General features: G+C 38.5%; 24 protein-coding genes and 1 pseudogene. 17 read left to right on the top strand and 8 right to left on the bottom strand.

Translation table 11 applies throughout. The features are described from left to right. Positions 1-259: 259 nt before the first annotated feature. Together BN1243_RS11435 and BN1243_RS11430 are read left to right on the top strand one after the other, a co-directional pair. Positions 260-1,153, top strand: coding sequence for a thermonuclease family protein (locus BN1243_RS11435; RefSeq protein ID WP_230200179.1), 894 nt, complete (start codon positions 260-262; stop codon positions 1,151-1,153). A 319-nt stretch (positions 1,154-1,472) separates the two neighbouring features. Next, positions 1,473-2,285 carry an EcsC family protein gene (locus BN1243_RS11430; protein ID WP_062106909.1) on the top strand — a complete coding sequence of 271 codons (813 nt, stop codon included), beginning with the start codon at positions 1,473-1,475 and terminating at the stop codon, positions 2,283-2,285. Positions 2,286-2,424: 139 nt separating this feature from the next. Here the strand turns inward: BN1243_RS11430 and BN1243_RS11425 are convergent, their stop codons facing one another. Then, entirely contained in the window at positions 2,425-2,865 is a 441-nt protein-coding gene (locus BN1243_RS11425; RefSeq protein ID WP_062106907.1) for a cell wall hydrolase, read from the bottom strand. A 140-nt stretch (positions 2,866-3,005) separates the two neighbouring features. Between BN1243_RS11425 and BN1243_RS11420 the strand changes: the two genes are divergently transcribed. The 3 genes from BN1243_RS11420 to BN1243_RS11410 are packed head-to-tail and all read left to right on the top strand — an operon-like array spanning position 3,006 to position 5,300. Continuing rightward, positions 3,006-3,542: a sigma-70 family RNA polymerase sigma factor gene (locus tag BN1243_RS11420; protein ID WP_062106905.1), complete on the top strand. Its 537-nt coding sequence runs from the start codon at positions 3,006-3,008 to the stop codon at positions 3,540-3,542. After that, on the top strand, positions 3,535-4,815 hold the full coding sequence (locus BN1243_RS11415; protein ID WP_062106904.1) for a DUF4179 domain-containing protein: 1,281 nt from the start codon (positions 3,535-3,537) through the stop codon (positions 4,813-4,815). The genes BN1243_RS11420 and BN1243_RS11415 overlap by 8 nt, the downstream gene beginning before the upstream one ends. Positions 4,816-4,829: 14 nt before the next feature. Then, on the top strand, positions 4,830-5,300 hold the full coding sequence (locus BN1243_RS11410; RefSeq protein WP_062106903.1) for a DUF4825 domain-containing protein: 471 nt from the start codon (positions 4,830-4,832) through the stop codon (positions 5,298-5,300). 44 nt (positions 5,301-5,344) lie between these two features. Here BN1243_RS11410 and BN1243_RS11405 read toward each other — a convergent pair whose 3' ends face one another. Genes BN1243_RS11405 through BN1243_RS11395 form a run of 3 tightly spaced genes read right to left on the bottom strand, consistent with a single transcriptional unit; the run spans position 5,345 to position 7,283 of the window. Beyond that, on the bottom strand, positions 5,345-6,028 hold the full coding sequence (locus tag BN1243_RS11405; protein ID WP_062106902.1) for a hypothetical protein: 684 nt from the start codon (positions 6,026-6,028) through the stop codon (positions 5,345-5,347). Then, on the bottom strand, positions 6,025-6,915 hold the full coding sequence (locus BN1243_RS11400; RefSeq protein ID WP_062106901.1) for an ABC transporter ATP-binding protein: 891 nt from the start codon (positions 6,913-6,915) through the stop codon (positions 6,025-6,027). The genes BN1243_RS11405 and BN1243_RS11400 overlap by 4 nt, the downstream gene beginning before the upstream one ends. Further along, on the bottom strand, positions 6,912-7,283 hold the full coding sequence (locus BN1243_RS11395) for a GntR family transcriptional regulator (protein ID WP_062106900.1): 372 nt from the start codon (positions 7,281-7,283) through the stop codon (positions 6,912-6,914). Before BN1243_RS11395 ends, BN1243_RS11400 begins: the two co-directional genes overlap by 4 nt. Before the next feature lie 330 nt (positions 7,284-7,613). Between BN1243_RS11395 and BN1243_RS11390 the strand changes: the two genes are divergently transcribed. The 3 genes from BN1243_RS11390 to BN1243_RS11380 all read left to right on the top strand — a co-directional run bounded on the left by BN1243_RS11390 (position 7,614) and on the right by BN1243_RS11380 (position 11,904). Further along, a complete protein-coding gene (locus tag BN1243_RS11390; protein WP_062106899.1) occupies positions 7,614-9,785 on the top strand; it encodes an MMPL family transporter in 2,172 nt (723 codons plus the stop codon). A 71-nt stretch (positions 9,786-9,856) separates the two neighbouring features. After that, positions 9,857-10,537, top strand: coding sequence for a response regulator transcription factor (locus tag BN1243_RS11385; protein ID WP_062106897.1), 681 nt, complete (start codon positions 9,857-9,859; stop codon positions 10,535-10,537). Further along, positions 10,534-11,904, top strand: coding sequence for a sensor histidine kinase (locus tag BN1243_RS11380; RefSeq protein WP_062106896.1), 1,371 nt, complete (start codon positions 10,534-10,536; stop codon positions 11,902-11,904). Before BN1243_RS11385 ends, BN1243_RS11380 begins: the two co-directional genes overlap by 4 nt. 83 nt (positions 11,905-11,987) lie before the next feature. Here BN1243_RS11380 and BN1243_RS11375 read toward each other — a convergent pair whose 3' ends face one another. Then, on the bottom strand, positions 11,988-12,449 hold the full coding sequence (locus tag BN1243_RS11375; protein ID WP_062106894.1) for a hypothetical protein: 462 nt from the start codon (positions 12,447-12,449) through the stop codon (positions 11,988-11,990). Positions 12,450-12,621: 172 nt separating this feature from the next. Between BN1243_RS11375 and BN1243_RS11370 the strand changes: the two genes are divergently transcribed. From BN1243_RS11370 to BN1243_RS11360, 3 genes are all read left to right on the top strand, one after another. Next, a complete protein-coding gene (locus tag BN1243_RS11370) occupies positions 12,622-14,010 on the top strand; it encodes a TldD/PmbA family protein (RefSeq protein WP_062106892.1) in 1,389 nt (462 codons plus the stop codon). A 4-nt stretch (positions 14,011-14,014) separates the two neighbouring features. After that, on the top strand, positions 14,015-15,358 hold the full coding sequence (locus BN1243_RS11365) for a TldD/PmbA family protein (RefSeq protein WP_062106891.1): 1,344 nt from the start codon (positions 14,015-14,017) through the stop codon (positions 15,356-15,358). 242 nt (positions 15,359-15,600) lie between these two features. Continuing rightward, positions 15,601-16,353 (top strand): formate/nitrite transporter family protein, encoded by a 753-nt coding sequence (locus BN1243_RS11360; RefSeq protein ID WP_062106889.1) that lies wholly within the window; start codon positions 15,601-15,603, stop codon positions 16,351-16,353. Between the two features lie 229 nt (positions 16,354-16,582). Here the strand turns inward: BN1243_RS11360 and BN1243_RS11355 are convergent. Both BN1243_RS11355 and BN1243_RS11350 read right to left on the bottom strand, forming a co-directional pair. Further along, positions 16,583-16,903, bottom strand: a pseudogene (locus tag BN1243_RS11355) (DDE-type integrase/transposase/recombinase); the annotation flags it as partial. A 127-nt stretch (positions 16,904-17,030) separates the two neighbouring features. Further along, positions 17,031-17,735, bottom strand: a complete 705-nt coding sequence (locus BN1243_RS11350) for a hypothetical protein (protein WP_062106885.1) — start codon at positions 17,733-17,735, stop codon at positions 17,031-17,033. Between the two features lie 213 nt (positions 17,736-17,948). Here BN1243_RS11350 and BN1243_RS11345 point away from each other — a divergent pair, with 213 nt between their 5' ends. Then, the gene (locus BN1243_RS11345) at positions 17,949-18,701 is read left to right on the top strand and encodes a Cof-type HAD-IIB family hydrolase (RefSeq protein ID WP_062106883.1); all 753 of its coding nucleotides are present in this window, start codon (positions 17,949-17,951) and stop codon (positions 18,699-18,701) included. A gap of 303 nt (positions 18,702-19,004) precedes the next feature. Here the strand turns inward: BN1243_RS11345 and BN1243_RS11340 are convergent, their stop codons facing one another. Next, complete coding sequence (locus BN1243_RS11340; RefSeq protein WP_062104485.1) at positions 19,005-20,444, bottom strand: DDE-type integrase/transposase/recombinase; 1,440 nt, start codon at positions 20,442-20,444, stop codon at positions 19,005-19,007. A gap of 340 nt (positions 20,445-20,784) precedes the next feature. Here BN1243_RS11340 and BN1243_RS11335 point away from each other — a divergent pair, with 340 nt between their 5' ends. The 5 genes from BN1243_RS11335 to BN1243_RS11315 all read left to right on the top strand — a co-directional run bounded on the left by BN1243_RS11335 (position 20,785) and on the right by BN1243_RS11315 (position 25,133). Continuing rightward, on the top strand, positions 20,785-21,054 hold the full coding sequence (locus BN1243_RS11335) for a hypothetical protein (protein ID WP_062106881.1): 270 nt from the start codon (positions 20,785-20,787) through the stop codon (positions 21,052-21,054). A 35-nt stretch (positions 21,055-21,089) separates the two neighbouring features. Continuing rightward, on the top strand, positions 21,090-21,863 hold the full coding sequence (gene yidC / locus BN1243_RS11330) for a membrane protein insertase YidC (RefSeq protein ID WP_062106879.1): 774 nt from the start codon (positions 21,090-21,092) through the stop codon (positions 21,861-21,863). A 162-nt stretch (positions 21,864-22,025) separates the two neighbouring features. Next, positions 22,026-23,252 carry an efflux RND transporter periplasmic adaptor subunit gene (locus BN1243_RS11325; RefSeq protein ID WP_062106877.1) on the top strand — a complete coding sequence of 409 codons (1,227 nt, stop codon included), beginning with the start codon at positions 22,026-22,028 and terminating at the stop codon, positions 23,250-23,252. Continuing rightward, the gene (locus tag BN1243_RS11320) at positions 23,236-23,922 is read left to right on the top strand and encodes an ABC transporter ATP-binding protein (RefSeq protein ID WP_062106875.1); all 687 of its coding nucleotides are present in this window, start codon (positions 23,236-23,238) and stop codon (positions 23,920-23,922) included. Before BN1243_RS11325 ends, BN1243_RS11320 begins: the two co-directional genes overlap by 17 nt. Beyond that, on the top strand, positions 23,919-25,133 hold the full coding sequence (locus tag BN1243_RS11315) for an ABC transporter permease (RefSeq protein WP_062106873.1): 1,215 nt from the start codon (positions 23,919-23,921) through the stop codon (positions 25,131-25,133). The genes BN1243_RS11320 and BN1243_RS11315 overlap by 4 nt, the downstream gene beginning before the upstream one ends. Positions 25,134-25,149: the final 16 nt, after the last annotated feature.

The following is a 25,149-nucleotide window of genomic DNA, read 5'->3' as shown; positions in this document are numbered from 1 at the left end:
ATAACTTGGTGAGTCGTTTTTTTTGCTATTTAAAAGAATATTAGCAGAAGTCGGGAAATTCCTTTGTAAAGTCGAAAAATAATGGTGGTCACTTAAAAGATTAATTCTGAAGTTAAAAGATTCTATGCTACATTCGAAAGAATATCTGTGAAAGTCGGATGATTCCATTCCCTTCACACTGTATCTTTCCTCCCTTGCTACAATATCAATAAAAAAGTAGAATATTTACTAGATTCATTTTTCAACAGGAGGCTGCATCTTGAGTTTAATAATAATTGGATGTTTAGTAGCGTTGCTCGGAGGAAGGATTATTTTTCAAAAAAGACGTACAAACCTTATACTTTCCTTCATCATTGTTTTCGCAGCTATTTTTATGACTGCTTGTAGTGAAGGTTTTCAACAAGTCGGAGACAATATTGAAACAGGGAAACATAATGGTCAAACAAGTAATGAACAACAAGAGACGAATAATAAAGCAAATGAATTTTCTGATAAGGAAGCTAAAAAGTCAACGGATACTTCCGGCACAACCGATCAGATTCCAGTTGAACTCGTTCGGGTTGTTGATGGTGATACGATTAAAATTGTCTATGATGGTCAAGAACAAAACCTTCGTTACTTGCTAGTGGATACGCCGGAAACAAACCATCCACGTTTAGGTAAACAACCTTATGGCGATGAGGCAAAGGCAAGAAATAGTGAGTTAATCAATAGTGGAAAATTATCGATTGAATTTGATGTCGGGGAGCGAGTAGACAAATATGGCCGCCTTTTAGCTTATGTGTATGTGGACGGTAAAATGGTACAAGAGACACTGCTGGAAGAAGGGCTTGCGAGAGTTGCTTATGTTTACCCGCCAAACACACGCTATCTTGATCAACTTCAAGCGCTTCAACAAATTGCTCAAAACAAAGCCGTTGGTATTTGGTCAATTGAAAACTATGCACAAGAAGATGGGTTTCATCCAGAAAAAAAGGAATCCGATGCAAAGGTTAATCCATCTCAGGACTGTAATATTAAAGGAAATATCGGTTCATCCGGCAAAATCTATCATACTCCTGATTCGCCATGGTATGAAAAGACAAAGCCTGAAGAAATGTTTTGTACGGAAGAGGAAGCGAAAGAAGCTGGGTTTCGAGCACCTAAGTACTAAGTTACACGAAGGAATTTATCTCTCGCGTAGATAAAATGAAAAAATGTCCCTGAATAAGTCTCTCAGGGACATTTTTTTAAAGACTGATATATCCTTTTAGAAAATTTTTTAATGGTAGAACAATTGCATGTCGGTGACGATTCGTATTCAATCGTTCTCGTATCTGGTGGTGTCATTGCAGATCGGTAACGATCTAGAACTTTCGGGAAAGTTTTAACCCCCAAATATTGACATCTAACCATGGTTAATACTACCCTTGTAATAACTAATTTTTGAAAAGTGGAAAGAATCTTATATAACGAGGAAGGGTTTATAATCTATGATAGAAACGACCGATCAGCTTCTTGTTGAATTGAAAAAGTGTGAGAAATGGGAAAAAGATCAGAACGGATTATGGTTTTGGGAAAGGATTGGCCGTCTTCCATTCAAGCTTCTTGATAAACTGACACCGGTGTTTTTGCAAAAGAAGATTGGCGTGATTATTGATGAATTAGGCCAGTACATACAATCAGGAGGAAGCTATTTAAGTTCAGTCAAATCATTAAAAGCTTATTATCCTAATAAGGCAGTTCAAACTTTAGATGATTTGCGGTCTATTTCACTTAAAGAAATGGACGATACTGTAGGTAAGCTCAAAGTTAGTAGAAAGCGCTTAGCTACTATACAAGGTGCTAGCACAGGTTTTGGGGGAATTATCACATTATCAATCGATATTCCATTGCTACTAGGAATTCAGTTAAAAACCCTCCAGGATATCGCGATTTGTTACGGATACGATCCGAATGATAAAAAAGAAAGAATGTATATTGTGAAAGTTTTGCAGTTTGTTTCTTCTGATATTGTTGGAAAACAGGCGATATTGAAACAGTTATCGCTAATCGATTCTCCAGATGAAGATGCGAAAAGAGAAGTGATTTCCGAACTACAAGGCTGGAGAGAAGTTGTTATGACTTACCGCGATCAAATTGGTTGGAAAAAGCTCTTCCAGATGATCCCGATTGCTGGATTTGTTTTTGGAGCATTTACGAATCGAGCAGCAGTTAAAGATTTAGCGGAGGCTGGGATGATGTTTTATCGAAAGAGAAGGATTCTGGAGCGGTTGGGTGAAAATGAGCAACATACAAACGTGTAGAACTATGTAATACTTATATAAAAAGGAGAATTTGAAATTTAAAAGGGATCGAAAAGGTTGAAGGTGCTAGATGCTAAAACTCCTTTTAGCATCTGGCACCTTCATAATCAAAAAGGAAATGAATCTTTCAAGAGGAAGATTATCCGGAATAAACACTATCACATGTTCCGGCAGCTGGTTCATAAAAACAATGTAGTTTAAATTGGCCAGTGAAAGGTTGGCCGTACCATGTTGGAGGGCACGGACCAAACGGATTAAAGTACCAAAGGGCATACTTAGCAGGGTGGTCTCTCCAATACTCCAAATTCCTTCTTGCTAATCTCCTTTCTGAATCTCTTGCCCTTTGATAAAAAAGATTCCCTTTTTGTACAGCTTCAAAGGAAAAGTTTCCTCCTTGTACTTGAAAAATGACATCTCTAACTGTCCTCAAATTATTAAAATCTGTACAATTTGCAACAACGCGGTTAACAATGACATTTCCGACATATAACATGCCTTGATTTCCTTCACCCTCGGCTTCTGCTCTCATCATCCTTGCCATCAAATCCACATCAGCGCTTCGGTATGCGATTCTGGCCATTCTTTCACCTCCTAATTATAGTATGAAAAGAAATTACCATTCATGAACATATCGATGAAATAGCCGTTGGACAGTAAGTTAAAATGGAAATGAACTTTTCCACCTCCTTAATACTCTTATAATAGAAGAGAGGTGAGGCCATGAATATCGCACGTCTAGTGAAAAAGGCTAAAAAGGGAAACAAGGATGCATTACTTCAGCTAATTATGATCGAAAAAGACGCCTATTATCGGCTTGCTTTCACATATATGAGGAATGAACATGATGCGCTAGAGGCAATGGATGAAATGATTGTGACGGTATACGAAAAAATAAGCAGCCTGAAGAAAAATGAAGCTTTTTACAGTTGGAGTAAAACGATCTTAGTTAATTCGTGTAAAACATTGCTCCGAAATCGGAAAAAGGTCATTTACCTTGATGATATGGCGACTGTCAATGGGGAGTCAACGTTAACAAAAGATCCTTATCACAGCAGTGAACAAGCGATTGTGATGGAAGAGTTGTTATCCCATGTGAATGAATATCAGAGAGAAGCAATCCAATTAAAATATTTTCACGATTTAGATTATCAAACAATCTCCGAAATGACGGATGTATCGGTTGGTACGGTAAAATCACGAGTTTTTCAAGGGCTGAAAAAATTACGGCTTCACTATAGGGGGGATGATGATGAATAAAGTCGAGAAACGATTAGGGAACGGAAAAGAACTAATGGACTCTATTAAGGCGCCAGAAAGTATGGAGCTCAGGTTAAAAAAGGCTTTAGATCGTGCTACGGTCAAGAGGAAAAAGCATCGAGCCCCCATGTGGATTACAACAGCTGTCGTTATATTTTTCTCGTTTTTTATCGGCTATCATTATAATGCAGTTGCCTTTTATGGAAAGAAAATTTTTGGATTTGATGAAGTGATGTCTGGGACACTGAAGGAATTGAATGAACAAGGGATGGGGCAAGTAGTGGATCAGGAAAAAGTTTTAAAGGGTGGAAATCGTTTAATGGTTGATGGCGTGATGGCCGATGAGAATCAATTAATTGTTTATTATACGGTTAAAAACTCGGATGGAATTGATCCTGAATATTTGTTGTATCCAATCGAGATCACTGGATTTTTATCCAAATCTATCGGTGGCGGAACGATGAGTTTGAGTGAAGATGGGACCGAACTAAAGGGCGTGTATTCATTTGAACCGGTTAGTCCTTTTGCAAAGAAACTGACTATGCACTATAGGGAAGATTATGAAGATGGTCAAATGTCAGATGGATCCATTACTTTTTCATATAATCCAAATGAAGCCTTTAAAACGGTCATGAAACAGTCACTAAAGAAAACGTTTAAAGTCGATAAAGGTACGATATCGATTAAATCGATTACAGCTACTCCAACGATGACCGTAATTGAGGGAACGCTGAATGTTGAAAACTATGATCGTGTTCCGTCTCCATTGGATGGTATTGAATTAATTGCGAACGGGCAGTCAATCAACCAAATTGGCAGTGGCAGGCAAACTGGACTCACTGGCACCAAGTTTGATATCAAGTTTGATACTCTGCCTAAGCAGCTTGATTCCTTAAAACTTGTTATGAAAAAGTTTGTCGGCTATAAGACGGTAGATGAGCAGATTTCATTAGATGAGGTTGGAGACGAACCATTTACCGTTGGAGAGAAAGAACTTTTTATTAAAGAAGTTTCGAAAACAACGGAAGGCGTTACGATCACGATAGCAACAGATGAAGATGTCATGCTAGATGGTGTGTCGATTGACGGTAAAGCCGGCAACACACCTCTAAAAACGACGCTCAATCAAACATATATAGAGCATGGCTCAGGAAGAATACTAAAAGAGCGGACATTGTTATTTGCCACAGAAGTAGAACCAGATGCTCTTTTGATTGAAGGGATGCATTATATGAAAGTGTATGATCAAGAATTTGATATACCTACACGATAGTGAGGCGATAGATAATGGTAAGAGGCGTGCTTTATTCAGTGCTAATGGCTGTTATTTTAATGGGCTGTAGCGTTAGAAATCATGATAATGAAAGTATTTTCGAATTAAAAGGCTCCTATATAGGAGATGCAAGTGCTGTAGGCAAGATCGTCGGGTATTTGCCGAAAAGTGAGCTCTTTGAAGGAATGGAGCTTAAAACGACGGATAAACCATATGGCATGATATTAAACTACAAAGATACTAATATGAATGAGGATTCTATGAAAGAGACTGCTTTATATAATGCTAGTTATATTTTTACACTTTTTCGAAATGCGGATTGGATAGAATTTCGTTTTGGTGAAAAAAGTATGACAGTAACGAAGGGAAAATTAGAAGAGTGGTACAGGGCTGAGTTATATAAATACGAGAATGAGGAGGACCTGCAAAAACTGATTCAGAAACATCTAGATGACGAAGAAAAGGTAAAGCAATTTATGAAATAACAGGCAAGAGGAGCATGGTTTGAAATCATGCTCCTTCTTTTTGGCTAAAGTTGGGTTCTCCGAAGCATCCAATAGGAACATATTGCATGAAAAAGTGTAAAGGGTATAAGCCAAAATGCCAACTGCACGGCAGTGTGCTCCACAATCCAATGAAAAATATCGCCCCATACTTCGAAGTAGGATAGTAATAACACGGACAGACTTATCGCAAAAAAGATAGATAATCCTAGTGTTAATAAACCTTTAAGGCCGAAACGCTTCGTAAAAACAGAGAATAGCAGACCTAGGAAAAACAAATTGACCATAACGATAAAGTAAACAGCAAATTGATCAATGATATTTCCATCATTAAGATAAGGAAGATGGAAAAAGGATAGTCTCCCTCCCCAACCGTTAGTATAGTTTTCAAGAGAAGCCAAAAGAACAAAGGCAATGCCAAATAGCAAACTTGATCCAAGCCCGATTAAACTAAGTCCGATAAAATAATCCGTTCTTCTTAGCGACATCCCCATTGCAAAAGAAAAAGTTTGGTTAAAGCTTAAAATTCCCATGATCAACATGTAGATGAAAACATAGCTAAATCCGGTTACCAATATTTTTTCTTCAACGGGAATGATGAAACTAAGAATCATTCCAAATAGAAAACTGGATATCAATATAATCAAAGGGATATAAACCCATGACCATTTATCAATATTATGAATTTTTATCGCACCTTGAATATTCATAGTGATTGCACTCCCTTCGTTCCAGCCTTAGTTAAGTGGACGATTAGTTGTTGTAAGGAGACAGGAGAGACATCGAGTCCGCAGTTTTTGGCGACTGATTGGTCATTGGAATGTCCACTCCCCATTATGGTTGCTGTTAATAATCCGCCAATCGCTTCCCGCTGGATGACTTCTTTCCCCTTTATGAAACCTTCAACCTGTGCTGCAAGTCCAGATACATTGTAGGCCACGCCACGTAAGTCTTCAGAATCTTGGTCGATGATAATTTTTCCATTATCAATGACAATCACATGTTCCAGTAAATTACTTACCTCATCAATTAAATGGGTAGATAAAATAACTGTTCGAGGATGGTTGCCATAATCCTCAATTAATTTATCGTAAAAAGTTTTCCGAGCAACTGCATCCAATCCGAGGTAAGGTTCGTCAAAAATTGTAAGTGGAGCACGGCTTGCAAGTCCGATGATAATCCCTACGGCAGAATGCATCCCTCGGGATAACTTTTTAATCTTCCTTTTTACAGGCAAATTGAATTCTGTAATCAGTTCGGCTGCATATTCTTTATCCCAATTTTTAAAAAGAGCTGCGGAAACATTTAAAGCATCTTGAACACGATAATTATCAGGATACTTCTGGCTCTCTTTAATAAAACAGATATTTCCTAAGACTTGTTGATTTTCGTATGGTTCTTCCCCAAACACTTTAATTTCGCCACTTGTTGGGAAAACTTGGGCTGTAATCTGCTTCATTAAAGTTGTTTTACCTGCCCCGTTTCTCCCAAGAAGTCCGTAAATTTTATCTTTTTCTATTGTTAGATTGACGTCATCTATTACCTTAGTACCCTCATATATTTTTGAAAGTTGCTTGATTTCAATAATATTAGTCATGCTTTCTCCTCCCCTCTCCGAATCATCTCCGTAAGCTGCTCGGTGGTCATTCCTAATTTTTTTGCCTCTTCGATCATCGTAACTACATACTGTTCGTAAAATAGCTCTCTTCGCTTTTCAATCACTTTCGTTCGCGCCCCCTTCGCAACAAACATGCCGATTCCACGCCTTTTATACAAGATCCCTTCATCTACTAGCAGATTAACCCCTTTAGCTGCAGTAGCAGGGTTAATCTTATAAAAGGCTGCAAATTGAGTTGTTGAAGGGACTTGCGTTTCTTCTGGTAAGCCGCCTTGGAGTATATCATCTTCAATATGTTCAGCAATCTGTACGAAAATTGGGCGGCCATCGTCGATTAATGGTTTCAATTCTTCACCACCATATTGGTTAGTTACTTGTGTAATTAACCATATAACATGTGAAGAATCATGTCAACAGAGTTTTAAAAAAATAGGTGAATTTATTTTAAAATGAGTGCAACGGCTAATAAAGGGTGTTTAACAGCTAATAAAACATGTGCAACAGCTAATAATCAGTGTTCAACAGCTAATAAACTGTGACTAACGGCTAATAACTAGTATCTAAAGGCAAATAAAAGTTCGTGCGCGACAGAACTTATCAATGTAAACAGCCATTCATACTCCGTTCATATTCGATTTCTACAATAAAACTAGAATTTATGTAGGAGATGAGTGAGTATGCTACGTCCGTTTCGAAAACTAGTCCAATTTACAAGTAGTGCTAAAGGAGCAAAAATAACATTAATTGCGTGGTTATTAGTAGTTGCGATTCTCAGCTTAGTGGCACCAGGTGCGAAAGAATTTGCTGGAAATAGTCATGAGGGAAGTGTGAAAGGAGACAGACCATCAGAAATATCCGAGCAAATCATGAAGGAGGAATTTCCTTCGGATGATGGTTTACCTGCTTTGTTAGTGTTTCATCGGGATGGTCAGTTGACAGATCATGACCGTGAGAAGTTGACGGAATTAAGTGAGTGGTTAGCATCAGATGATCGTCCGGAACATGTGATGAACGCTCTGCCTTTTCACTTTTTTCCTAAAAACGTTCAAGATCAAATGATGTCTGAAGATCGTTCGACACTTTTATTTAATGTAACATTATCGCCTGGTTTAGATTCAGATGTGACATTAGAAACATTGGATCTAATTCGCGATAAGGTGAAAGAAATTGGGATGACGGATTTACAGTTTGAGATTACGGGTCCTGCTGGAATATCAGCAGATACGATATCCTTATTTAGAAATGCTGACTTTGTTTTAATGCTTGCAACGGTTGTTTTGATTTTTATTATATTAATCATCATCTATCGTTCACCGCTTTTAGCGTTGACTCCACTCCTTATTGCCGGAATTGTGTATGGAGTCGTTGATCGCATTCTCGGGCTTGCGGGGAAAAACGGTTGGTTTGCAGTCGATAGCTCGGCAATTTCAATCATGCTTGTCTTACTGTTTGCAGTGCTGACCGATTACAGTTTGTTTGTTTTTTCAAGATATCGTGAGGAATTGCGAAAACAAGAATCGAAGTATGGAGCAATGGGAGAAGCGATCCACCATGTTTCCGAACCGATCGTGTTTAGTGGCGGAACCGTCTTTTTAGCAATGTTGACGTTGTTTACGACCGTTTTTCAGCCGTATAACCACTTTGCCCCTGTCTTCTCTGTTGCGGTTGTTGTTATTTTAATTGCAGGATTGACGCTTATTCCTAGTATATTCGCGTTAATGGGGAGAAAAGCATTCTGGCCATTTGTGCCGAAAGTCGAGAAAGAAAAGCGTGAGAAACATGGAATTTGGGAGAAAATAAGTCACTTAGTGAAAAAGCAGCCCGTTGTATTAGCTAGTGTGCTGTTTGTCATCTTGCTTGCTGGAGCACTCAATTTCACGACGATGAATTTTTCTTTTAATCTATTAAAATCATTTCCAGAAGATATGCCGTCACGGCAAGGCTTTGAATTATTAGAAGCCCATTATCCGGCAGGTCAATTGGCTCCAGTGACCGTGATTTTGCAATCTGAAAATGAATTTCAAATGGATGAAGAGTTTATCGAAAAGATGAACAGCTTAAACGAACAATTATCTAGTCATGCTGGTGTGAGTTCCGTTTCGCCGGCGGTCACGGAAGAAATGCTTTCAGAAGGATTGCCGCGAAATTTCATGGCGGAATCACAAAAGGCCATTCGTCTTCAAGTCGTTTTAGAGGACAATCCTTATAATGTAGAGGCGTTAGATACGGTTCAAGTTTTACGGGAAGCAAGCTCGGAAATGCTAGAGAAGAGCGGATTTTCAACGAGTGATACAGAACTTCATTATGCTGGTCAAACAGCACAGCAAGTGGATGTTCGAGGGATGAATAATCGCGATATGATTGTGTTGTTTTCATTAGTGACGATTCTTTTAACCGTCATTCTAGGTTTTCAAACTCATTCCGTATGGATGCCGATTTTGATGATGTCAACGATTCTATTATCTTATTTTGCGTCACTAGGGTTCAGTTGGTGGATCTTTAAACATGGAATGGGCTATGATGCGATTAGCTATCGCTTGCCGGTATACACGTTTGTTTTCATGGTCGCCCTTGGTATTGATTACAATATTATGCTCGTCTCCCGTATACGTGAGGAGGCGCAGAAGTTACCGTGGAAAGAAGCTGTAGGAAAAGGGGTAGCCTTGACAGGTGGAGTTATTTCCTCAGCAGGATTAATCTTAGCGGCAACGTTTGCTGTTTTAATGACCCAACCTCTGCAAGAACTATTTTTATTCGGCTTTACGATGGCTTTAGGAATTTTACTTGATACGTTTTTAATTCGGGGAATTTTCTTGCCGTCAATCTTGATGTTGATAAGGAAGAAGTAATTGATAGAGAGCGCCTTTTTATTAAGGCGCTCCTCTTATATGATAAAGTAGAAGAAAAAAGAGGTATGACAATGCAAACACGGATCCTAGTAGTGGATGATGATCCTCATATTCGCGAGCTTTTACGCTTTTATTTACAAAGAGAACGATTTGTTGTCATTGAAGCAGAAGATGGTAATCAAGCTTCTGCTCTACTTGAACAGGAACAAGTTCACTTGGCCATTGTTGATGTGATGATGCCAGGGAAAAATGGTTGGGAATTGTGTGAAGAGATTCGGAAGTATTTTGATATTCCTGTCATTCTTTTAACGGCTAGAGGGGAAATGGAGGATAAGGCGAAAGGATTTTTATCGGGGACTGATGATTATGTTGTCAAGCCGTTTGAACCAGAGGAACTACTATTTCGAGTGAGAGCTTTACTTAGAAGATATCAAATGGTTTCCGACAACATTATTCATATAAAAAATACCGTTATAGACAGGAATAATTATGAAATCAAAGTGGGAGAAACACGCTACGAACTGCCATTAAAGGAATTCCAACTATTAGCGCAACTGGCTAGCCAGCCAAATCGAACGTATACACGCGAACAGCTTCTTAACTTAGTATGGGGAAATGACTTTGAAGGTGATAGCCGAACGATCGATGTTCATATTAAAAGATTGCGGGAGCGCTTTCGTAATCTGACCGATGATTTTAAAATTGTAACGATCCGTGGTCTCGGCTATAAATTAGAGGTTGAGAAAGAATGAAAACACTTTACGTACGAATTGTAGCAACTTTTGCGTTGATTGCTTTAGTTAGTGGTGTGATCGCCTTCTTCATCTCCAACCTTTATTATCAAATAAAATTGAAAGATTACAATGAGGGGAAAATATTAGAAATCGCGAACGAAATTACTACTCTATATAAGCATTCAGATCAGCCGATTGATGATTTTTTGATGAATGTGGCCAATATGAATTTCCAATTATATTTAGTCGATCAAAACATGAAAGGGAGCAAATTTGGTGATGAATTCCGCCACTATGAAATGGATGAAGATATCATTCATTCGATCTTAAATGGTCATACTTATCACGGTATATCTGAGTTTCAAAGCAGTCTCTTTGTTACAGGTTTTTTTAAAGATGATATAAAAAATAGTATCGGTGTGCCTATTATCGTTGATGGTGAAACCCAAGCATTGTTTGTCCGGCCTAATGTTGAAAAACAGTTTGGTGAAATGCGAATTGTCTTCAGTTTATTATTAGGATTTACCTTTTTTATTAGCTTAGCATTAATAACTTTGTTTGCGACATTTCTTGTTCGGCCAATTAAAAAGTTGACGAGGGCTACAAGGAAAATAGCAGGTGGAAACTATGATATTCAACTTGAGAGTAATCGTGCGGATGAAATTGGAGATTTAGCAAGAGATTTCGGGTTAATGGCTAAGTCATTAAAAAAGTTAGATGACATGCGTCAAGAATTCGTTGCAAATGTTTCGCACGAAATTCAGTCGCCATTAACATCGATTCGCGGCTTTACGAAAGCAATTCGTACGAAGTCGGTATCTCCGGAACAGGCTGATCAATATTTAGAAATCATTGAAAAAGAAAGTATGCGCCTATCCTCATTAAGTAAGCAATTGTTGATGCTTTCTTCGCTTGATAAACAAGTAAAAGCAATCAATCGAGAAGCCTTTCGCCTTGATGAACAAATTCGGGAAGTCGTTTTACTCATGGAATGGGAGTGGAGTGGAAAGGGTTTGAATTTAGCAATTGATTTACCCACGATTGTAGTTGAAGCAGATCATCAGTTATTGCAACAAGTCTGGACGAATCTGTTGGCAAATAGTATCAAATTTACTGAGGAATCAGGTTCGATTTATATCTCAGCAGTAGTAGATAAAGAAATTATTGTAACGGTTCGTGATACAGGTATCGGTATACCAGAGACGGAGATAAGCCACATTTTTGATCGCTTTTATATGGCAGACAAATCCCGAAACCGAACGAAATCTGGAAGCGGGTTAGGGCTTTCGGTTGTGAAAAAAATTATCGATCTCCATGACGGCGAAATTAGTGCTCGAAGTCAGCTTGGGGAAGGAACAGAATTTATTGTACGATTACCGTTGTGAAATTTGGGGCAATTGTGATCAATGGCTAATAAACGCACCTTAAAGCGAAAGGCATATGTAGCCTTTCGCTTTTCTGAGTTTTCTTAGAACCTAAAACTTACTACGAAAATAACGGATAAAATCAATAACAAGGAAGCGAACATCACGGCGACATACGTATTTAAACTTCCTGTATGTTTCAAAATGCCGCCTTCCATCTCAAGATTATTTAATTTCTTAACGAGTCGACGTCCAAAGAGGCTGATCGCAATGATCGAGAATAAAACTGTAACACCGCCGATACGTTCCATAAATGCTAAATAAAAGGGCTTAGTTGCATCACCGAAATTCATGGAAATAATCATGAATACTCCACTAATTAATACGAAGAAGGCGCTAGGATGCACGAGAAGATTACTAACCTTCGTGACCTTTTTGACAATAGTCGATAACTCCTTTGATCCAAGATGCTTTTTCATCATGACTAAGATTAAGGCTATGGCAATAAGGGATCCTACCCAAATAGACAACCCAGTAAAATGTAAGAACAACCAAAATTTAAACATTCTATCTCCTCCTTAAGAACATCGTATTCTACGAATATGAACAACAGATGAACGAACTTTTACAAGTGAATTTAGCAAATAAGTAGTATCACGTTTACATTGGTAGTACACTAGAAAGAAGGATTTATGAACATTCTGTCAACAAAGGAAAAATAAGGAGGGAAAGCCCAGTATGATCAATCAATCAATTATAGAAGATGTGTTAGCAGCAGCTCTGTCAACCGGTGGGGATTTCGCTGAAGTTTTTGCGGAGGATCGATTCTCCAATAATATTACCCTTCATAATGGGAAAATTGAACGAAGTCTATCAGGTAGAGATGCAGGTGTAGGGATCCGGGTTTTCAATGGCTTCCATAGTGTGCATACGTATACGACTGATTTTTCAAAAGCAGGTTTGCTGAAGGCAGCCAAAAGTGCGGCTCAGGCTATTAAAGGGAATGATGAAAAGCATCTAGAGGCTTTGCAAAATGAGCTGTATTCTCCTCTTCATAAAATTATTCAAATGCCTGATTCTGTGAAAGGTCAGCGAAAAACGGCCGTCATGAAAAAGGCTTACGAAATTGCGAAAAACTATCATTCCAGTATTCAACAGGCAACCGTCCATTACATAGATCATGAGCAAAATATTTTGGTTGCCAATAGTGAAGGGAAATTCGTTGAAGATAAGCGAGTACGGGGACGACTTGCCATCCAAGCAATCGCCTCTGATGGAAACCAGATGCAGACAGGCTTTTATGGGCCAGGTGCTCTTCAGGGGTTTGAGTTTTTCGAAAATCTCGACCTTGAACATTACGCCGGAGAAGCTGCCCGAATTGCGGTGACGATGTTAAATGCGGAAGAATGTCCGAGCGGAAAATTTCCAGTCATTATCGATAATGAGTTTGGCGGTGTTATTTTTCATGAAGCATGTGGGCATGGATTAGAGGCAACAGCTGTCGCCAAAAACAATTCCGTATTTGCGAACCGGATTGGGGAAAAGGTTGCGCCAGATATTGTTACTTATATTGATGATGGTACCATTCCGAATGAGTGGGGTTCACTAAACATTGATGATGAGGGAGAAAAGACGCGGAAAAACGTCCTCATTGAAAATGGAATTTTAAAAGGATATTTAATTGATAAATTAAATGGCCGTAGAATGGGAATGGAGTCAACAGGTTCGAGCCGTAGAGAATCGTACCGTTACTCACCAACATCACGGATGACAAACACATATATCGCACCTGGAAAATCAACCCCTGAGGAAATTATTGCTGCGACTGAATATGGGATTTATGCCAAGTACATGGGTGGCGGTCAAGTTAATACAGCCACTGGTGATTATAACTTTGCAATCCGTGAAGCGTATATCGTGAAAGATGGGAAAATTCAACAACCAGTAAAAGGTGCCACTCTCATTGGGAATGGTCTGAAGACATTGCAAAAGGTTGATATGGTTGGGAATAATCTCGCTCATGGGCAAGGGATGTGTGGATCGATTAGTGGCAGCTTGCCTGTTAATGTAGGTCAGCCAATGATTCGCGTTAGTGAAATAACCGTTGGCGGGACGAAAGGGGAGTAGGGCGATGAAAATTGAAAAGTTCCAAGAAAAACTAATGGCGAGCGGATTAATGTCTGGATTTGAAGATATGGAAATTTATTATGTTCATTCCGAACGCTTTTCCTGCCAGGTTTATCAAGGCGAAGTAGATCAATATGAAACTGCTGTTGATGGGGGCATCTCCTTCCGAGGCATTTTTAATGGAAAAATGGGCTATGCCTATACGGAGAAAATTGTCGAAGACTCGATTCCTTATTTACTTACGAAGGCAAAAGCTAACGCGGAACTAATTGAAGAAGAGGAACAGGACGATATTTTCGAAGGCAGTGAAGAATATGAGGAACGAGACTTCTATTCGGAAGAACTAGACAAGGTTGTAACAGAAGATAAGATTGCCTTCTTAAAAGAAGTTGAACAAAAGATCGTGAATTACGATCCGCGTATCAAGTCTCTGAATGCTTGTCGCCTAATCGAAAATTCGAATGAACGTCTCCTTGCCAACAGTAAAGGACTAGTATTACATGACCGGAAAAATTACTTAGCACTTCAACTATCCGTTATTGTAAAAGAGAATGATGAAACGAAAAGTGGATTTACACTCAAAATTACGAAGGACTTTTCAACCTTGAATGCAGATGAAATGGCAAAAGAAGCAGCTGAAGAGGCGCTTTTCTATTTAGGAGAGCAATCGATCGCCAGTAAAAAATATCCGATTATCCTTCGCAAGGATGCCGCTGTTCAGCTATTAGATACTTTTGTGTCTGCCTTTTCCGCGGAAGTCGCTCAAAAAGGCCAGTCTCTGTTAGAAGATAAAGTTGGGGAAGCTATTGCGGCTCAAAATGTTACGATCGTAGATGATCCGTTTTATGAAGAAGGACTCTCAAGCCGCAACTTTGATGGTGAAGGAGTTGCTTCCCAAAAATGTACGGTTATCGAAAAGGGTGAATTGAAAACTTTGCTTCATAACCGTAAAACGGCACGTAAAGCAGGTGTCGAAACGACAGGTCATGCCTATAAATCATCGTATAAAGGAACATTGATCGTAGCACCGTCTAATTTTTATGTAGTTGCTGGTGAGAAAACACAGGAAGAATTAATTGCTTCCCAAGCTGAAGCTGTTTTCATTACGAAGTTATCCGGCCTTCATTCGGGAACTGATACGGTGTCAGGAGATTTTTCTGTAGCGGCAAGCGGTTTTTACGTAAAAGATGGTAAAATCGATGCGCCTGTTAAACAAATGACGATTGCTGGCAACTTTTTCAATCTTTTAAAAGAGATTCAGGAAGTTGGATCAGATTTATATGTGAGTGCAGGGGGGATTGGTTCACCGTCACTTTTATTGAAAGAATTATCGGTTACAGTTGATTGATCGGATAAAGGCCATCCTATTAGAGGGTGGTCTTTTTAAAATTTATATAGGCTAAAAACCGTTATTGTGGTAAAATAGGGGTGTAGAAATAAATAATTGTTTCTAGTTGTTTTACCTTACATGTGAAATTATTCACAAATAAAACATAGACGGGAAAATGTGAATTTTAAATATAACTATAAATGTGAAGATGTGAGCAAGGGGAACGACGAATAATTAGTCGGGAAAGGAATGTGCACAAAATGGAAAATACTGCTCTCGATGCCTTAACAAAAAAGGCAAAAACTTCTGTTCATATCGTTGAAAATCGTCCAATTGAATATTTTGTCAGAGCGATGATGGCGGGAGCTTATATTGGTTTTGCTTCTGTATTTTGCTTAAAAGCAGTTAATGGACTGTATATGATTCAAAGTCCTCTTGCAAGTCTTATAGCAGCTCTTTTATTTGGGGTAGCGCTTCTCATGATCGTATATGGAGGAGCGGAATTGTTTACAGGAAACACAATGTATTTTGTTATTGCCACTATGAGAAGAGAGACAAGTTGGAAAAATACGTTGCAAATTTGGACTCTATGTTTATTGGGAAATGCCTTTGGCGGTTTGCTTTTCGCCTTGATTATGGCTCCGACAGGGATTATTCAAGAGTTAGGAATGGATAACTGGTTATTTACGCTAGTAGGGGGGAAGATGAGTCATAGTACGATCGAAATCTTTTTTAGAGCGATCCTATGTAATTGGATGGTTTGTATGGCAATCTTTTTACCGAAAACATTAAAAAATGAATTTGCCCAAATTTTCGCGATGATGCTACTAGTTTCTGTCTTTTTTGTTTCAAGCTTTGAACACGTCATTGCGAATCTTGCCATATTTGCACTTGCATTAGTCGTTCCCCATCCAGAAGTCATAACGATTGGTGGAGCGATTCACAACTTGATTCCAGCATTGATAGGCAATATTATTGGTATTGTAAAAAGTTCTATGAAAACTAAAGCCTAATGTTAGTGATTCATCCCGAAACGGAGTGGAAACCCGTCGCAATCGCTCTTGACAAACACGCCAATGGTTTGAATTCAGAGTATCAAGGGCGAAGGGGACAAAAGAAGGCAGGCCAAATAAGCCCTTGGTTTTTCCAATTTTAAACCATTGGCAAGTTCGGTTTGTCAAGAGTTCGCTACGCCGATTGCTGAACAGATCCAAAAACACAAGGGCTCAGCTAAACAAAAAGTTAGGCTAACCGCTGTTGAACAATCCAATGCTGAGCTAAATCGATCAATTTTGTCCACCGTGCTGGCATGGTAGGAAGACCCGATAACGCTGTGTTCACAACAGGTACCTTTCCTTCTAAAGAGGCATGTGGCCGCAGAAAATTAAAATAAGCGACAAACAAAGTGACATAGGAAACAGAACCATGTTCTGAACCAAAGCCATGCGTGGAACGATAGTTCCCCTTGAAAGTACGATTCAATCTCTCGATGATTTGTTTTAGCGGTCTGTATTCAGTTGAAATAGGATCCTCATTGGTAAGCCCAATCACTTGTTTCACATCAANAAGCCCTTTTCTCTTCTCCTAGTGGAATATAAAGAAGTTTCCCAGCCGCAAATTTTTGTATTTCATTTAATAGTTCCACTGGCAATACATCCTTTGCGTTTTCATATTTCATAGCAATCACCATCTATAATGTGTAGATTCTGTTTTCCAGTTCACTTATTGATTTCATGATCGACATGCAAGATTCTGAATCGTCAATTGATGCATGCCAGCGTAATGTATCGATCCCTTTATAATAGGCCATACATAAGAATCTCTCTTTAAAATCTTCTATGACAACGTTACGGTTTTTGCAGTATTGAAAAAACAACTCCGGTATTTTCAAGTAAGGCTTATTTAAATCCATAATGGCAAAATCTAAAAGGAAATCACCTATACCAGATCTGCTCCAGTCAGGGAAACCTACCATTGTTTTCCCATCAGTAATCATATTTATAAAAAAAGTATTGTTATAGATTAAAAATCGCTTTCCTTCACAATAGCTGATTCTTTCTTCCATTTCCTTAAAATATTTTTCAAAGAATTCACGCTGCAAAAGAGTCGTTTCATACATTTCCGTCCAATTATACCAGTAGCCTTCCTTTTCGTTAGAAAATGTATCTATCAGAAATTCCTTACAGGTAGCGTACTCTAGCGTGCAATCATCATTAAACTCACCATATCCGTCTATTCCCGCAATGTTTGTTGAACTAATTTCTAAAATTTTATCAAAAAACAATTCATGATGTTCTGTAAATTCGTGAGGACTTAACTTATCCGCGACAAACCCATTTGGTGTCATGTTTATATTCTTAGAAAGCATCGACTTAAGAATATGATCCTTTCTCATTCTTATACCCCCTAATATTGATATATCAGTTGCGCACCTGAATTAAGTAAATCATATCATTGGGGACTACCGAAATATATCCAATAAACAATTATAAATAACTTTGCATATCTGTTAATGAGATCCTAATTTGGATAGGAACCTAGCTCCCTCAGTTAACCCATGGTACACTTAACTTTGAGAGAAAGCTAGATGAAGAAAAGGGGCCGGATTATGGGAACATCGAATAAAGTCGGATCGTTTAAACTTATTGCACTTGATATGGATGGAACATTATTAAATCATCAACAAGAAATATCAGAAGAAAATCAAAAAGCGATTGCGGAAGCCATGGAAAAAGGTATACACGTTGTGCTTAGTACAGGGCGTCATCTTCATTCAACCAAACCATATGCAGATTCTATGCAACTTGCTTCCTATCTAGTTGTGATTAATGGGAGTCAAATTTGGGATCCTTCTGGTAATCTACTAGAGAGTCATCCGCTTCATGAGGATTTAATTCGGTCCATATGGGAGTTGTGTAATCAACATAATGGCCGTTTTTGGGCGATGACGGCGGAATCTGAATTTCGTGATGGTTTTCCTAATGAAATCCCTGGACGTGAGTGGCTTAAATTTGGTTTTGATTTAGACACCCATGAGGTAAGAGAAGCGATTTTAACGGAGCTGCGAAAAAATAAACAATTAGAAATAAGTAATTCCAGTCCACTAAATATCGAGGTTAATGCTCTCGGAATTAATAAAGCAAATGCGTTAAAAAAGATTTGTGGTTTACTCGGCATTACGATGGATGAAGTGATGGCTGTTGGTGATAGCTTGAACGATCTAGCGATGATTCAAGAAGCTGGATGCGGTGTCGCTATGGGCAATGCTCAAAATGCTGTGAAAGAAGCAGCTGATTGGGTTACAGATACGAACGACGCTGATGGAGTTGCAAAAGCTATTCGCCACTGGGTATTGAACTAGAAGAAATTGAGGCACGATACTGTTAATCGCGTTGTACTGGTATTGTAAAAAGTTCTATGAAAACTAAAGCCTAATGTTAGTGATTCATCCCGAAACGGAGTGGAAACCCGTCGCAATCGCTCTTGACAAACACGCCAATGGTTTGAATTCAGAGTATCAAGGGCGAAGGGGACAAAAGAAGGCAGGCCAAATAAGCCCTTGGTTTTTCCAATTTTAAACCATTGGCAAGTTCGGTTTGTCAAGAGTTCGCTACGCCGATTGCTGAACAGATCCAAAAACACAAGGGCTCAGCTAAACAAAAAGTTAGGCTAACCGCTGTTGAACAATCCAATGCTGAGCTAAATCGATCAATTTTGTCCACCGTGCTGGCATGGTAGGAAGACCCGATAACGCTGTGTTCACAACAGGTACCTTTCCTTCTAAAGAGGCATGTGGCCGCAGAAAATTAAAATAAGCGACAAACAAAGTGACATAGGAAACAGAACCATGTTCTGAACCAAAGCCATGCGTGGAACGATAGTTCCCCTTGAAAGTACGATTCAATCTCTCGATGATTTGTTTTAGCGGTCTGTATTCAGTTGAAATAGGATCCTCATTGGTAAGCCCAATCACTTGTTTCACATCAAATTTGATGTCGTTCTGGGCAAAAAAGTGTTGAGCTAAAAGATAGATGGGATTTCCATCCACTACGAAGGTAAGATCTTTAGGGATATCTTGCATTTTAACTAACACTTCATCAATGGCACGAATAGCCGTTACCGTGTCGCGATTTGGAGACACTGGATAAGAGAGAATGATCTTCTTTACTGCATCAAAAAAGAAAAATAAATAGTGCCACTTTCCATTGACTCGGATATAGGTTTCATCGCCACAGAATTGATCAGAAAGCTCATAGGGATAATGATCCACATACGGTTTAAGCAATAGAGCCACACTGTTTTCGTAATTCAAAATGGTTTGGTGGGAAATTGCAACACCATGGACATCTTGCATAATGGCTGCTGTCTTACGGGCTGAAAGCCCATAATTCACATGATAGGTTAAGATCAGACCCAAAACGTGTGGCGAAGCATAAATCCTAGATAAATCGACTTTTGGTAACTCGAATGATCTCTTAGATAAAGGTCTAAAATCAATGTGAAACTGACGAAAGATATACCTCAATTTAAATGCTTGAGGATCTTTCTTAAACCGCTTTTTCTCTTTTTTAGACATGGTCTTCAGTTTCTTTCGATAATAAGAACAGTCATTATTTCTACATTTGTAGACAGAGAAATCTTTTCTTTCTTTAATCTTATCAAGGGTCTTTGCACAGTGAGGGCACTTAAGAATGGCCTCTTTAGAAAAGCGATTCTTATCACTGAAAAGGCAAGAACAAACCTTGCATTGAAACTGCCCTTTATCACCATTATTGGCGTACAGATAATCTGATGGAGCTCCACACTGTGGACAGTTCATTGTTTTTGGTACAGTGGCCTTTGCGTTAGAACGTCTTTGAACAGGTTTGAGGACCTTTCCATGTTCCTCAAGATACTCGTTTAAAAGTAATTTGTAATCAAATTTTTTTACGGTTTCGATGATCGGAAGGTCATCTACCTGCAGTTTTCGATAAGGCTTATTAACTGGCTCTTCTAAAGGTTTCTCAAACATGTTTTTACCAATGAGAAGAGTTTGTAAAGTACGGATCATTTGATCTTGGTACTTGATAAATTGAAGTAAATAGGTTAATAATTGAGGGTACAACTTGTCACTTCCTAATCTTGGTTGTTGGTGGTCTGGTAACCTCAATTATCCAAAGATTTTAGGGGGTGGCAAGTTTTTTGTCTATAAACCCTTTTAAATCAAGGAATTATTAACTTTTTACTATAGATGTTTTGACAATACGATATTATTGGTGGCGGTCTATTTATGGGAGCTCTCTATACGTGGTTGAATACGAAGAAAGAGAGTAAAGTTATTAAATTGGATAAACGTAAGCTCGTTTAAAATAATATCGTGTCATTGGAGTTTCCAAAGAAATCCTTTTACTTTCTCCCTAATTACTACTATACTTTTAGTATTGAATAGAAATTAGGTGTTAACTATGTATGAACTTTTACTCCAAGACACATATACAGAATGGCTTGTACCGCTAGCTATTGCGGCTATATGGATCTTGAGTTGGCAGTTATTTTTACTAGCACGCCCGATTCGCGCGAATGGAAAAATGAATAATTCCATTCGAATGGAGATTTCATTTTCAGCTGGAATCCCAATGGATAAGCCGTTCTTACCTAATTTGCAATTAATAAAAACATTTAAACGACAAGAAAGTCCAGAAGATTCCGAAGAAGATCATCACTTTCCTATTTAAAAACAAGAAATTTTTAAATAGAAAGGTGAAAAGATTTGAAAAAAAATATTACATTACTTTCCATACTAGTTGTCACAACAATGTTCTTGGGTGGATGTTCGGGAGTCGAAAATAAAACAGGGTTCTTTTACAATACGTTTGTTCGCCCGTTTATTTGGGCGATTGATGAACTTGGCTCCATATTCGGCGGGAATTATGGCATAGCGTTAATAATTATTACTATAATTATCCGCTTGATTCTTATGCCGTTCATGTTAAAGGTTTATAAAAATCAGCAAGAAATGAAAGTCAAAATGGATAAAATGAAGCCCGAGATGGAGGACGTTCAGAAACGAATGAAAGAAGCGAAAACACCTGAGGAACAGAAAAAGGTTCAGCAGGAAATGCTTCAACTCTATCAGAAACATAATGTAAACCCGCTAGGTGTTGGCTGTCTTCCTATGATTATTCAAATGCCGATTTTAATGGGGTTATATTGGGCGATTCGCGCTTCTGAACATATTGCGAGTCAAAACTTTTTATGGTTTAACTTAGGAACTCCTGATCTAATCATGATGTTAATAGCTGGAGCTGTTTATTTTCTACAAGCAAATGTGTCAATGGCAACTGTGCCGGAAGCACAAAAAAAGCAGATGAAAATGATCTCTTATCTATCTCCGATTATGATTATGTTTATTTCATTTTCGGCACCTGCGGCATTACCTCTTTACTGGGCAGTCGGCGGTATATTCTTGATTTTCCAAACATGGCTTGGACGTAAAATTTATATGAAGCCAGAAGAAAAAGTTGAAGAAAAAAATAATTCTTAATCTAAAAAGGATAGTCTTTCAAAGGCTATCCTTTTTATTTTTACAAATGTTTACAAAAAGAGAAACCTTTTTGTCGGAATATACGTTATATTAGGTAGGACTGGAATTTATCCTATTATTTTCTTGTCTAGAGAATGAGAGTATTAATCAGGGGGATCAAATGTGAAAAAGAAGGTATGGATTTGGATTGGGGTTATTGTTGGGGTACTCATTATTTTTGGGGTGGCAGCCACAATTGTTTTAAAGATGGGTGCCCAAAAAGCATCAAGTTTTGAGGAAGAGGAAATGCCTATTGCTGTTCAAAAAGCGTCGGAGCGAGAATTAACAGAAAGTATTCTTGTCACGGGACAAATTGTTCCAGAAGGAGAACAAAAGATATATTTGGAGCAAGAAAAGGGTGAAATTCTAGAATTTAAGGTAGAAGAAAACCAAGAAGTGAAAGCTGGCGATCCGCTTTTTATCTATGATTCTACTAAATTGGCACGAGAGTTTGAACGTTCCGTACGTGAACGAGATTTAATTAAAAAGCGTGCCCAAATTGAAATAAACCAAATGGCTGCATTAGATAAACAGATTAAAGAAGCCAAGAAAAAGGTTGGAAGGAAGATAGATCCAGAGGCAGAAGTTATTGAGGAAGTTGTGACTCAAGAAGATGTCAATCAACTGGAAAATGAAAAGGTTCAAATGGAAATGCAATACGAAGGGACTAAGTCCGAAATTGAAGGTGTTCAGGAAACAATTAATGATCTAGATGCTCAAATTAAAGCGATGACTGTAGTAAGTAAAATAGATGGAATTATCGTAAAAATAGATCCGAATGTGGCGAAAACGGAAATGGGTTCTAATGAACCTGTTGTCCATATTATTTCCAGTGAACCATTTAAGGTCATTGGAACGATGAGTGAATTTGATGCTGTTAAGATTGAAAAAGACCAGCCTGTTATCGTTCGACCAAAGGTGTTTAAAGACCGCGAATGGAAAGGCGTTGTTGAATCTGTGTCTCACTTTCCAACAGATGAAGGTGGTGGCGGAGAATACGATATGATGGGCGGGGGTGGCAATGTAACCACTTATCCATTTAAGGTAGCTATTACAGATGATACATCTGAATTACGTCAAGGTTTCCACGTTTCCTTAGAAGTCAAAATGGGTGGCGGAGAAAAATCACTTGTTGTTCCGCATATGGCCATTATTGATGAAGAAGAATCAACCATTATTTATGTATTGAAGGATGGAATGCTTGAAAGACGTGAAGTCACAACCGGAGCTATGAATGATGAGTTCATCGAAATCACAGCAGGTGTTGTGAAAGATGAATTAGTCGTAGTCTCGCCATATATGGAATTGTATGATGGAATGGAAGTGACGTCCTATGATGAAATTGAGTAAAATTACAAAAGTGTACGGGAATGGTTCATTAAAAGTTCCTGTTTTACATGGAATCGATTTAGAAATCGAGGACGGCGAGTTTGTTGCGATAATGGGTCCTTCAGGTTCGGGCAAATCGACTTTAATGAATATTATTGGTTTTCTCGATTACCCAACAGAAGGAACATATGAGTTGAATGAAGAAAAAATTAGCACGTTTAAGGAAAAACAATTAGCACAACTTCGTAATCGTCATATCGGTTTTGTCTTTCAGCAATTTTTCCTTTTACCAAGATTGAATGCGTTGAAAAATGTGGAGACGCCGCTAGTCTATGCTGGTGTGTCAAAACGTGAGCGCAGGGAAAGGTCCCAGCAAATGTTGGAAAAGGTTGGTCTTGGTGATCGAGTAAAGCACTTGCCTAACCAATTATCAGGCGGACAAAAACAGCGGGTTGCAATTGCACGTGCGCTTGTGAATAATCCCTCTGTTATTATGGCGGACGAGCCTACTGGTGCACTTGATTCAAAGACAAGTACGCAAATTATGGAGTTATTTGTTCAGCTGAATCAGGAAGGAAAAACGATTATTGTTGTTACGCATGAAGAAGAGGTTGCTGCTTATGCGAATAGGGTTATCACGTTACGGGATGGCTTGATTACAGATGATAATCGGAGGAGGCTGACCTCATGAATATACTGGAAAGCTTTAAAATCGCCTTTTCTTCGATATGGAATCATAAAGTCCGTGCTTTGCTGACGATGTTAGGGATTATTATTGGGGTTGCGGCTGTTATCATCATTGTCGCGCTAGGGCAAGGAGCACAAACGCAGCTGACGGATGAGATTTTTGCTGTGGATGAAAATGTGATTGAAATATACTATGATTACCAGCCAACAGAAGAGGAAATGGAGAGTGGGCAGTGGAGTTATGAACCACCAAATTTATCACCAACTGATTTGGAAGTAGTTGCAGAGGTACCAGGAGTGAAGGCTGTTATTGGTACAAATACAGGTTGGGGCATGATGGTTCATAATGATAAAACAGGTGATATGCAAATTACAGGAGTTGGAAAAGAATATTTTTCAGCTCGTAGTATCGAGGTGCTTGAGGGAAGACCTATTAATGCTCGAGATAACGAAGGAATGAATCGAGTTATTATGATTGATAAAAAGGCCCGTGAAAAATTTTTTAAGGAAGATGAAAATCCGATCGGAGAGATTGTTGATATTAATGACAATCCATTTAAAATTATAGGGGTTTATAAATCTCCGATACCTGAACAATTTCAATATAACGAGAGTGGCGAATTACTTATGCCCCGTGCCGTTATTTCAATGATGTATGGAAATAGTGAAATAGAAAACATTTCGGTTTTAGCTGAAAATCCAGAAACGCTCGCAGAGACAGGAAGATTGGCTGCAGAAACATTAACAGTCAGTAAAGAACTGGAAGATGGTTATTTTACTACGTACGATATGTCTGAATTTGAAAATGAATTTAATCAAGTTATTTTGATTATGACGTTATTCATTGGAAGTATTGCTGGTATTTCCCTTTTAGTCGGGGGAATCGGTGTAATGAATATTATGCTCGTATCTGTGACGGAAAGAACGAGGGAAATTGGTCTTCGGAAAGCACTTGGTGCGACACGAGGAAAAATTCTTTTTCAGTTTTTGATTGAGTCCATCACACTTACTTCGCTAGGAGGCTTGATCGGGATAGGCTTAGCTAGTGCAGCAACTGGATTAATTACCTGGCTGTCACCGATAAACGCTATGGTCAGCCCACTTGTAGTGTTGATCGGCGTCGGATTCTCCGCCTTTATTGGGATTATTTTTGGCATCTTACCAGCCAATAAAGCATCAAAGCTTAGTCCAATAGATGCATTGAGGTATGAATAATATTTTTAACAAAAAA

The sequence above is a fragment of the Bacillus niameyensis genome (assembly GCF_001375535.1).
Lineage (GTDB): Bacteria > Bacillota > Bacilli > Bacillales > Bacillaceae_C > Lederbergia > Lederbergia niameyensis.
The sequence above is the reverse complement of the archived record's forward strand: the minus strand, read 5'-3'. Positions and strand labels throughout refer to the sequence as shown.

Excerpts from the sequence above, each read along its gene's own strand:
- BN1243_RS11430 (WP_062106909.1), top strand. The coding sequence starts at position 1,473 with ATGATAGAAACGACCGATCAGCTTCTTGTTGAATTGAAAAAGTGTGAG.
- BN1243_RS11425 (WP_062106907.1), bottom strand. The coding sequence starts at position 2,865 with ATGGCCAGAATCGCATACCGAAGCGCTGATGTGGATTTGATGGCAAGG.
- BN1243_RS11420 (WP_062106905.1), top strand. The coding sequence starts at position 3,006 with ATGAATATCGCACGTCTAGTGAAAAAGGCTAAAAAGGGAAACAAGGAT.
- BN1243_RS11415 (WP_062106904.1), top strand. The coding sequence starts at position 3,535 with ATGAATAAAGTCGAGAAACGATTAGGGAACGGAAAAGAACTAATGGAC.
- BN1243_RS11410 (WP_062106903.1), top strand. The coding sequence starts at position 4,830 with ATGGTAAGAGGCGTGCTTTATTCAGTGCTAATGGCTGTTATTTTAATG.
- BN1243_RS11405 (WP_062106902.1), bottom strand. The coding sequence starts at position 6,028 with ATGAATATTCAAGGTGCGATAAAAATTCATAATATTGATAAATGGTCA.
- BN1243_RS11400 (WP_062106901.1), bottom strand. The coding sequence starts at position 6,915 with ATGACTAATATTATTGAAATCAAGCAACTTTCAAAAATATATGAGGGT.
- BN1243_RS11390 (WP_062106899.1), top strand. The coding sequence starts at position 7,614 with ATGCTACGTCCGTTTCGAAAACTAGTCCAATTTACAAGTAGTGCTAAA.
- BN1243_RS11385 (WP_062106897.1), top strand. The coding sequence starts at position 9,857 with ATGCAAACACGGATCCTAGTAGTGGATGATGATCCTCATATTCGCGAG.
- BN1243_RS11380 (WP_062106896.1), top strand. The coding sequence starts at position 10,534 with ATGAAAACACTTTACGTACGAATTGTAGCAACTTTTGCGTTGATTGCT.
- BN1243_RS11375 (WP_062106894.1), bottom strand. The coding sequence starts at position 12,449 with ATGTTTAAATTTTGGTTGTTCTTACATTTTACTGGGTTGTCTATTTGG.
- BN1243_RS11370 (WP_062106892.1), top strand. The coding sequence starts at position 12,622 with ATGATCAATCAATCAATTATAGAAGATGTGTTAGCAGCAGCTCTGTCA.
- BN1243_RS11365 (WP_062106891.1), top strand. The coding sequence starts at position 14,015 with ATGAAAATTGAAAAGTTCCAAGAAAAACTAATGGCGAGCGGATTAATG.
- BN1243_RS11360 (WP_062106889.1), top strand. The coding sequence starts at position 15,601 with ATGGAAAATACTGCTCTCGATGCCTTAACAAAAAAGGCAAAAACTTCT.
- BN1243_RS11350 (WP_062106885.1), bottom strand. The coding sequence starts at position 17,735 with ATGAGAAAGGATCATATTCTTAAGTCGATGCTTTCTAAGAATATAAAC.
- BN1243_RS11345 (WP_062106883.1), top strand. The coding sequence starts at position 17,949 with ATGGGAACATCGAATAAAGTCGGATCGTTTAAACTTATTGCACTTGAT.
- BN1243_RS11335 (WP_062106881.1), top strand. The coding sequence starts at position 20,785 with ATGTATGAACTTTTACTCCAAGACACATATACAGAATGGCTTGTACCG.
- BN1243_RS11320 (WP_062106875.1), top strand. The coding sequence starts at position 23,236 with ATGATGAAATTGAGTAAAATTACAAAAGTGTACGGGAATGGTTCATTA.
- BN1243_RS11315 (WP_062106873.1), top strand. The coding sequence starts at position 23,919 with ATGAATATACTGGAAAGCTTTAAAATCGCCTTTTCTTCGATATGGAAT.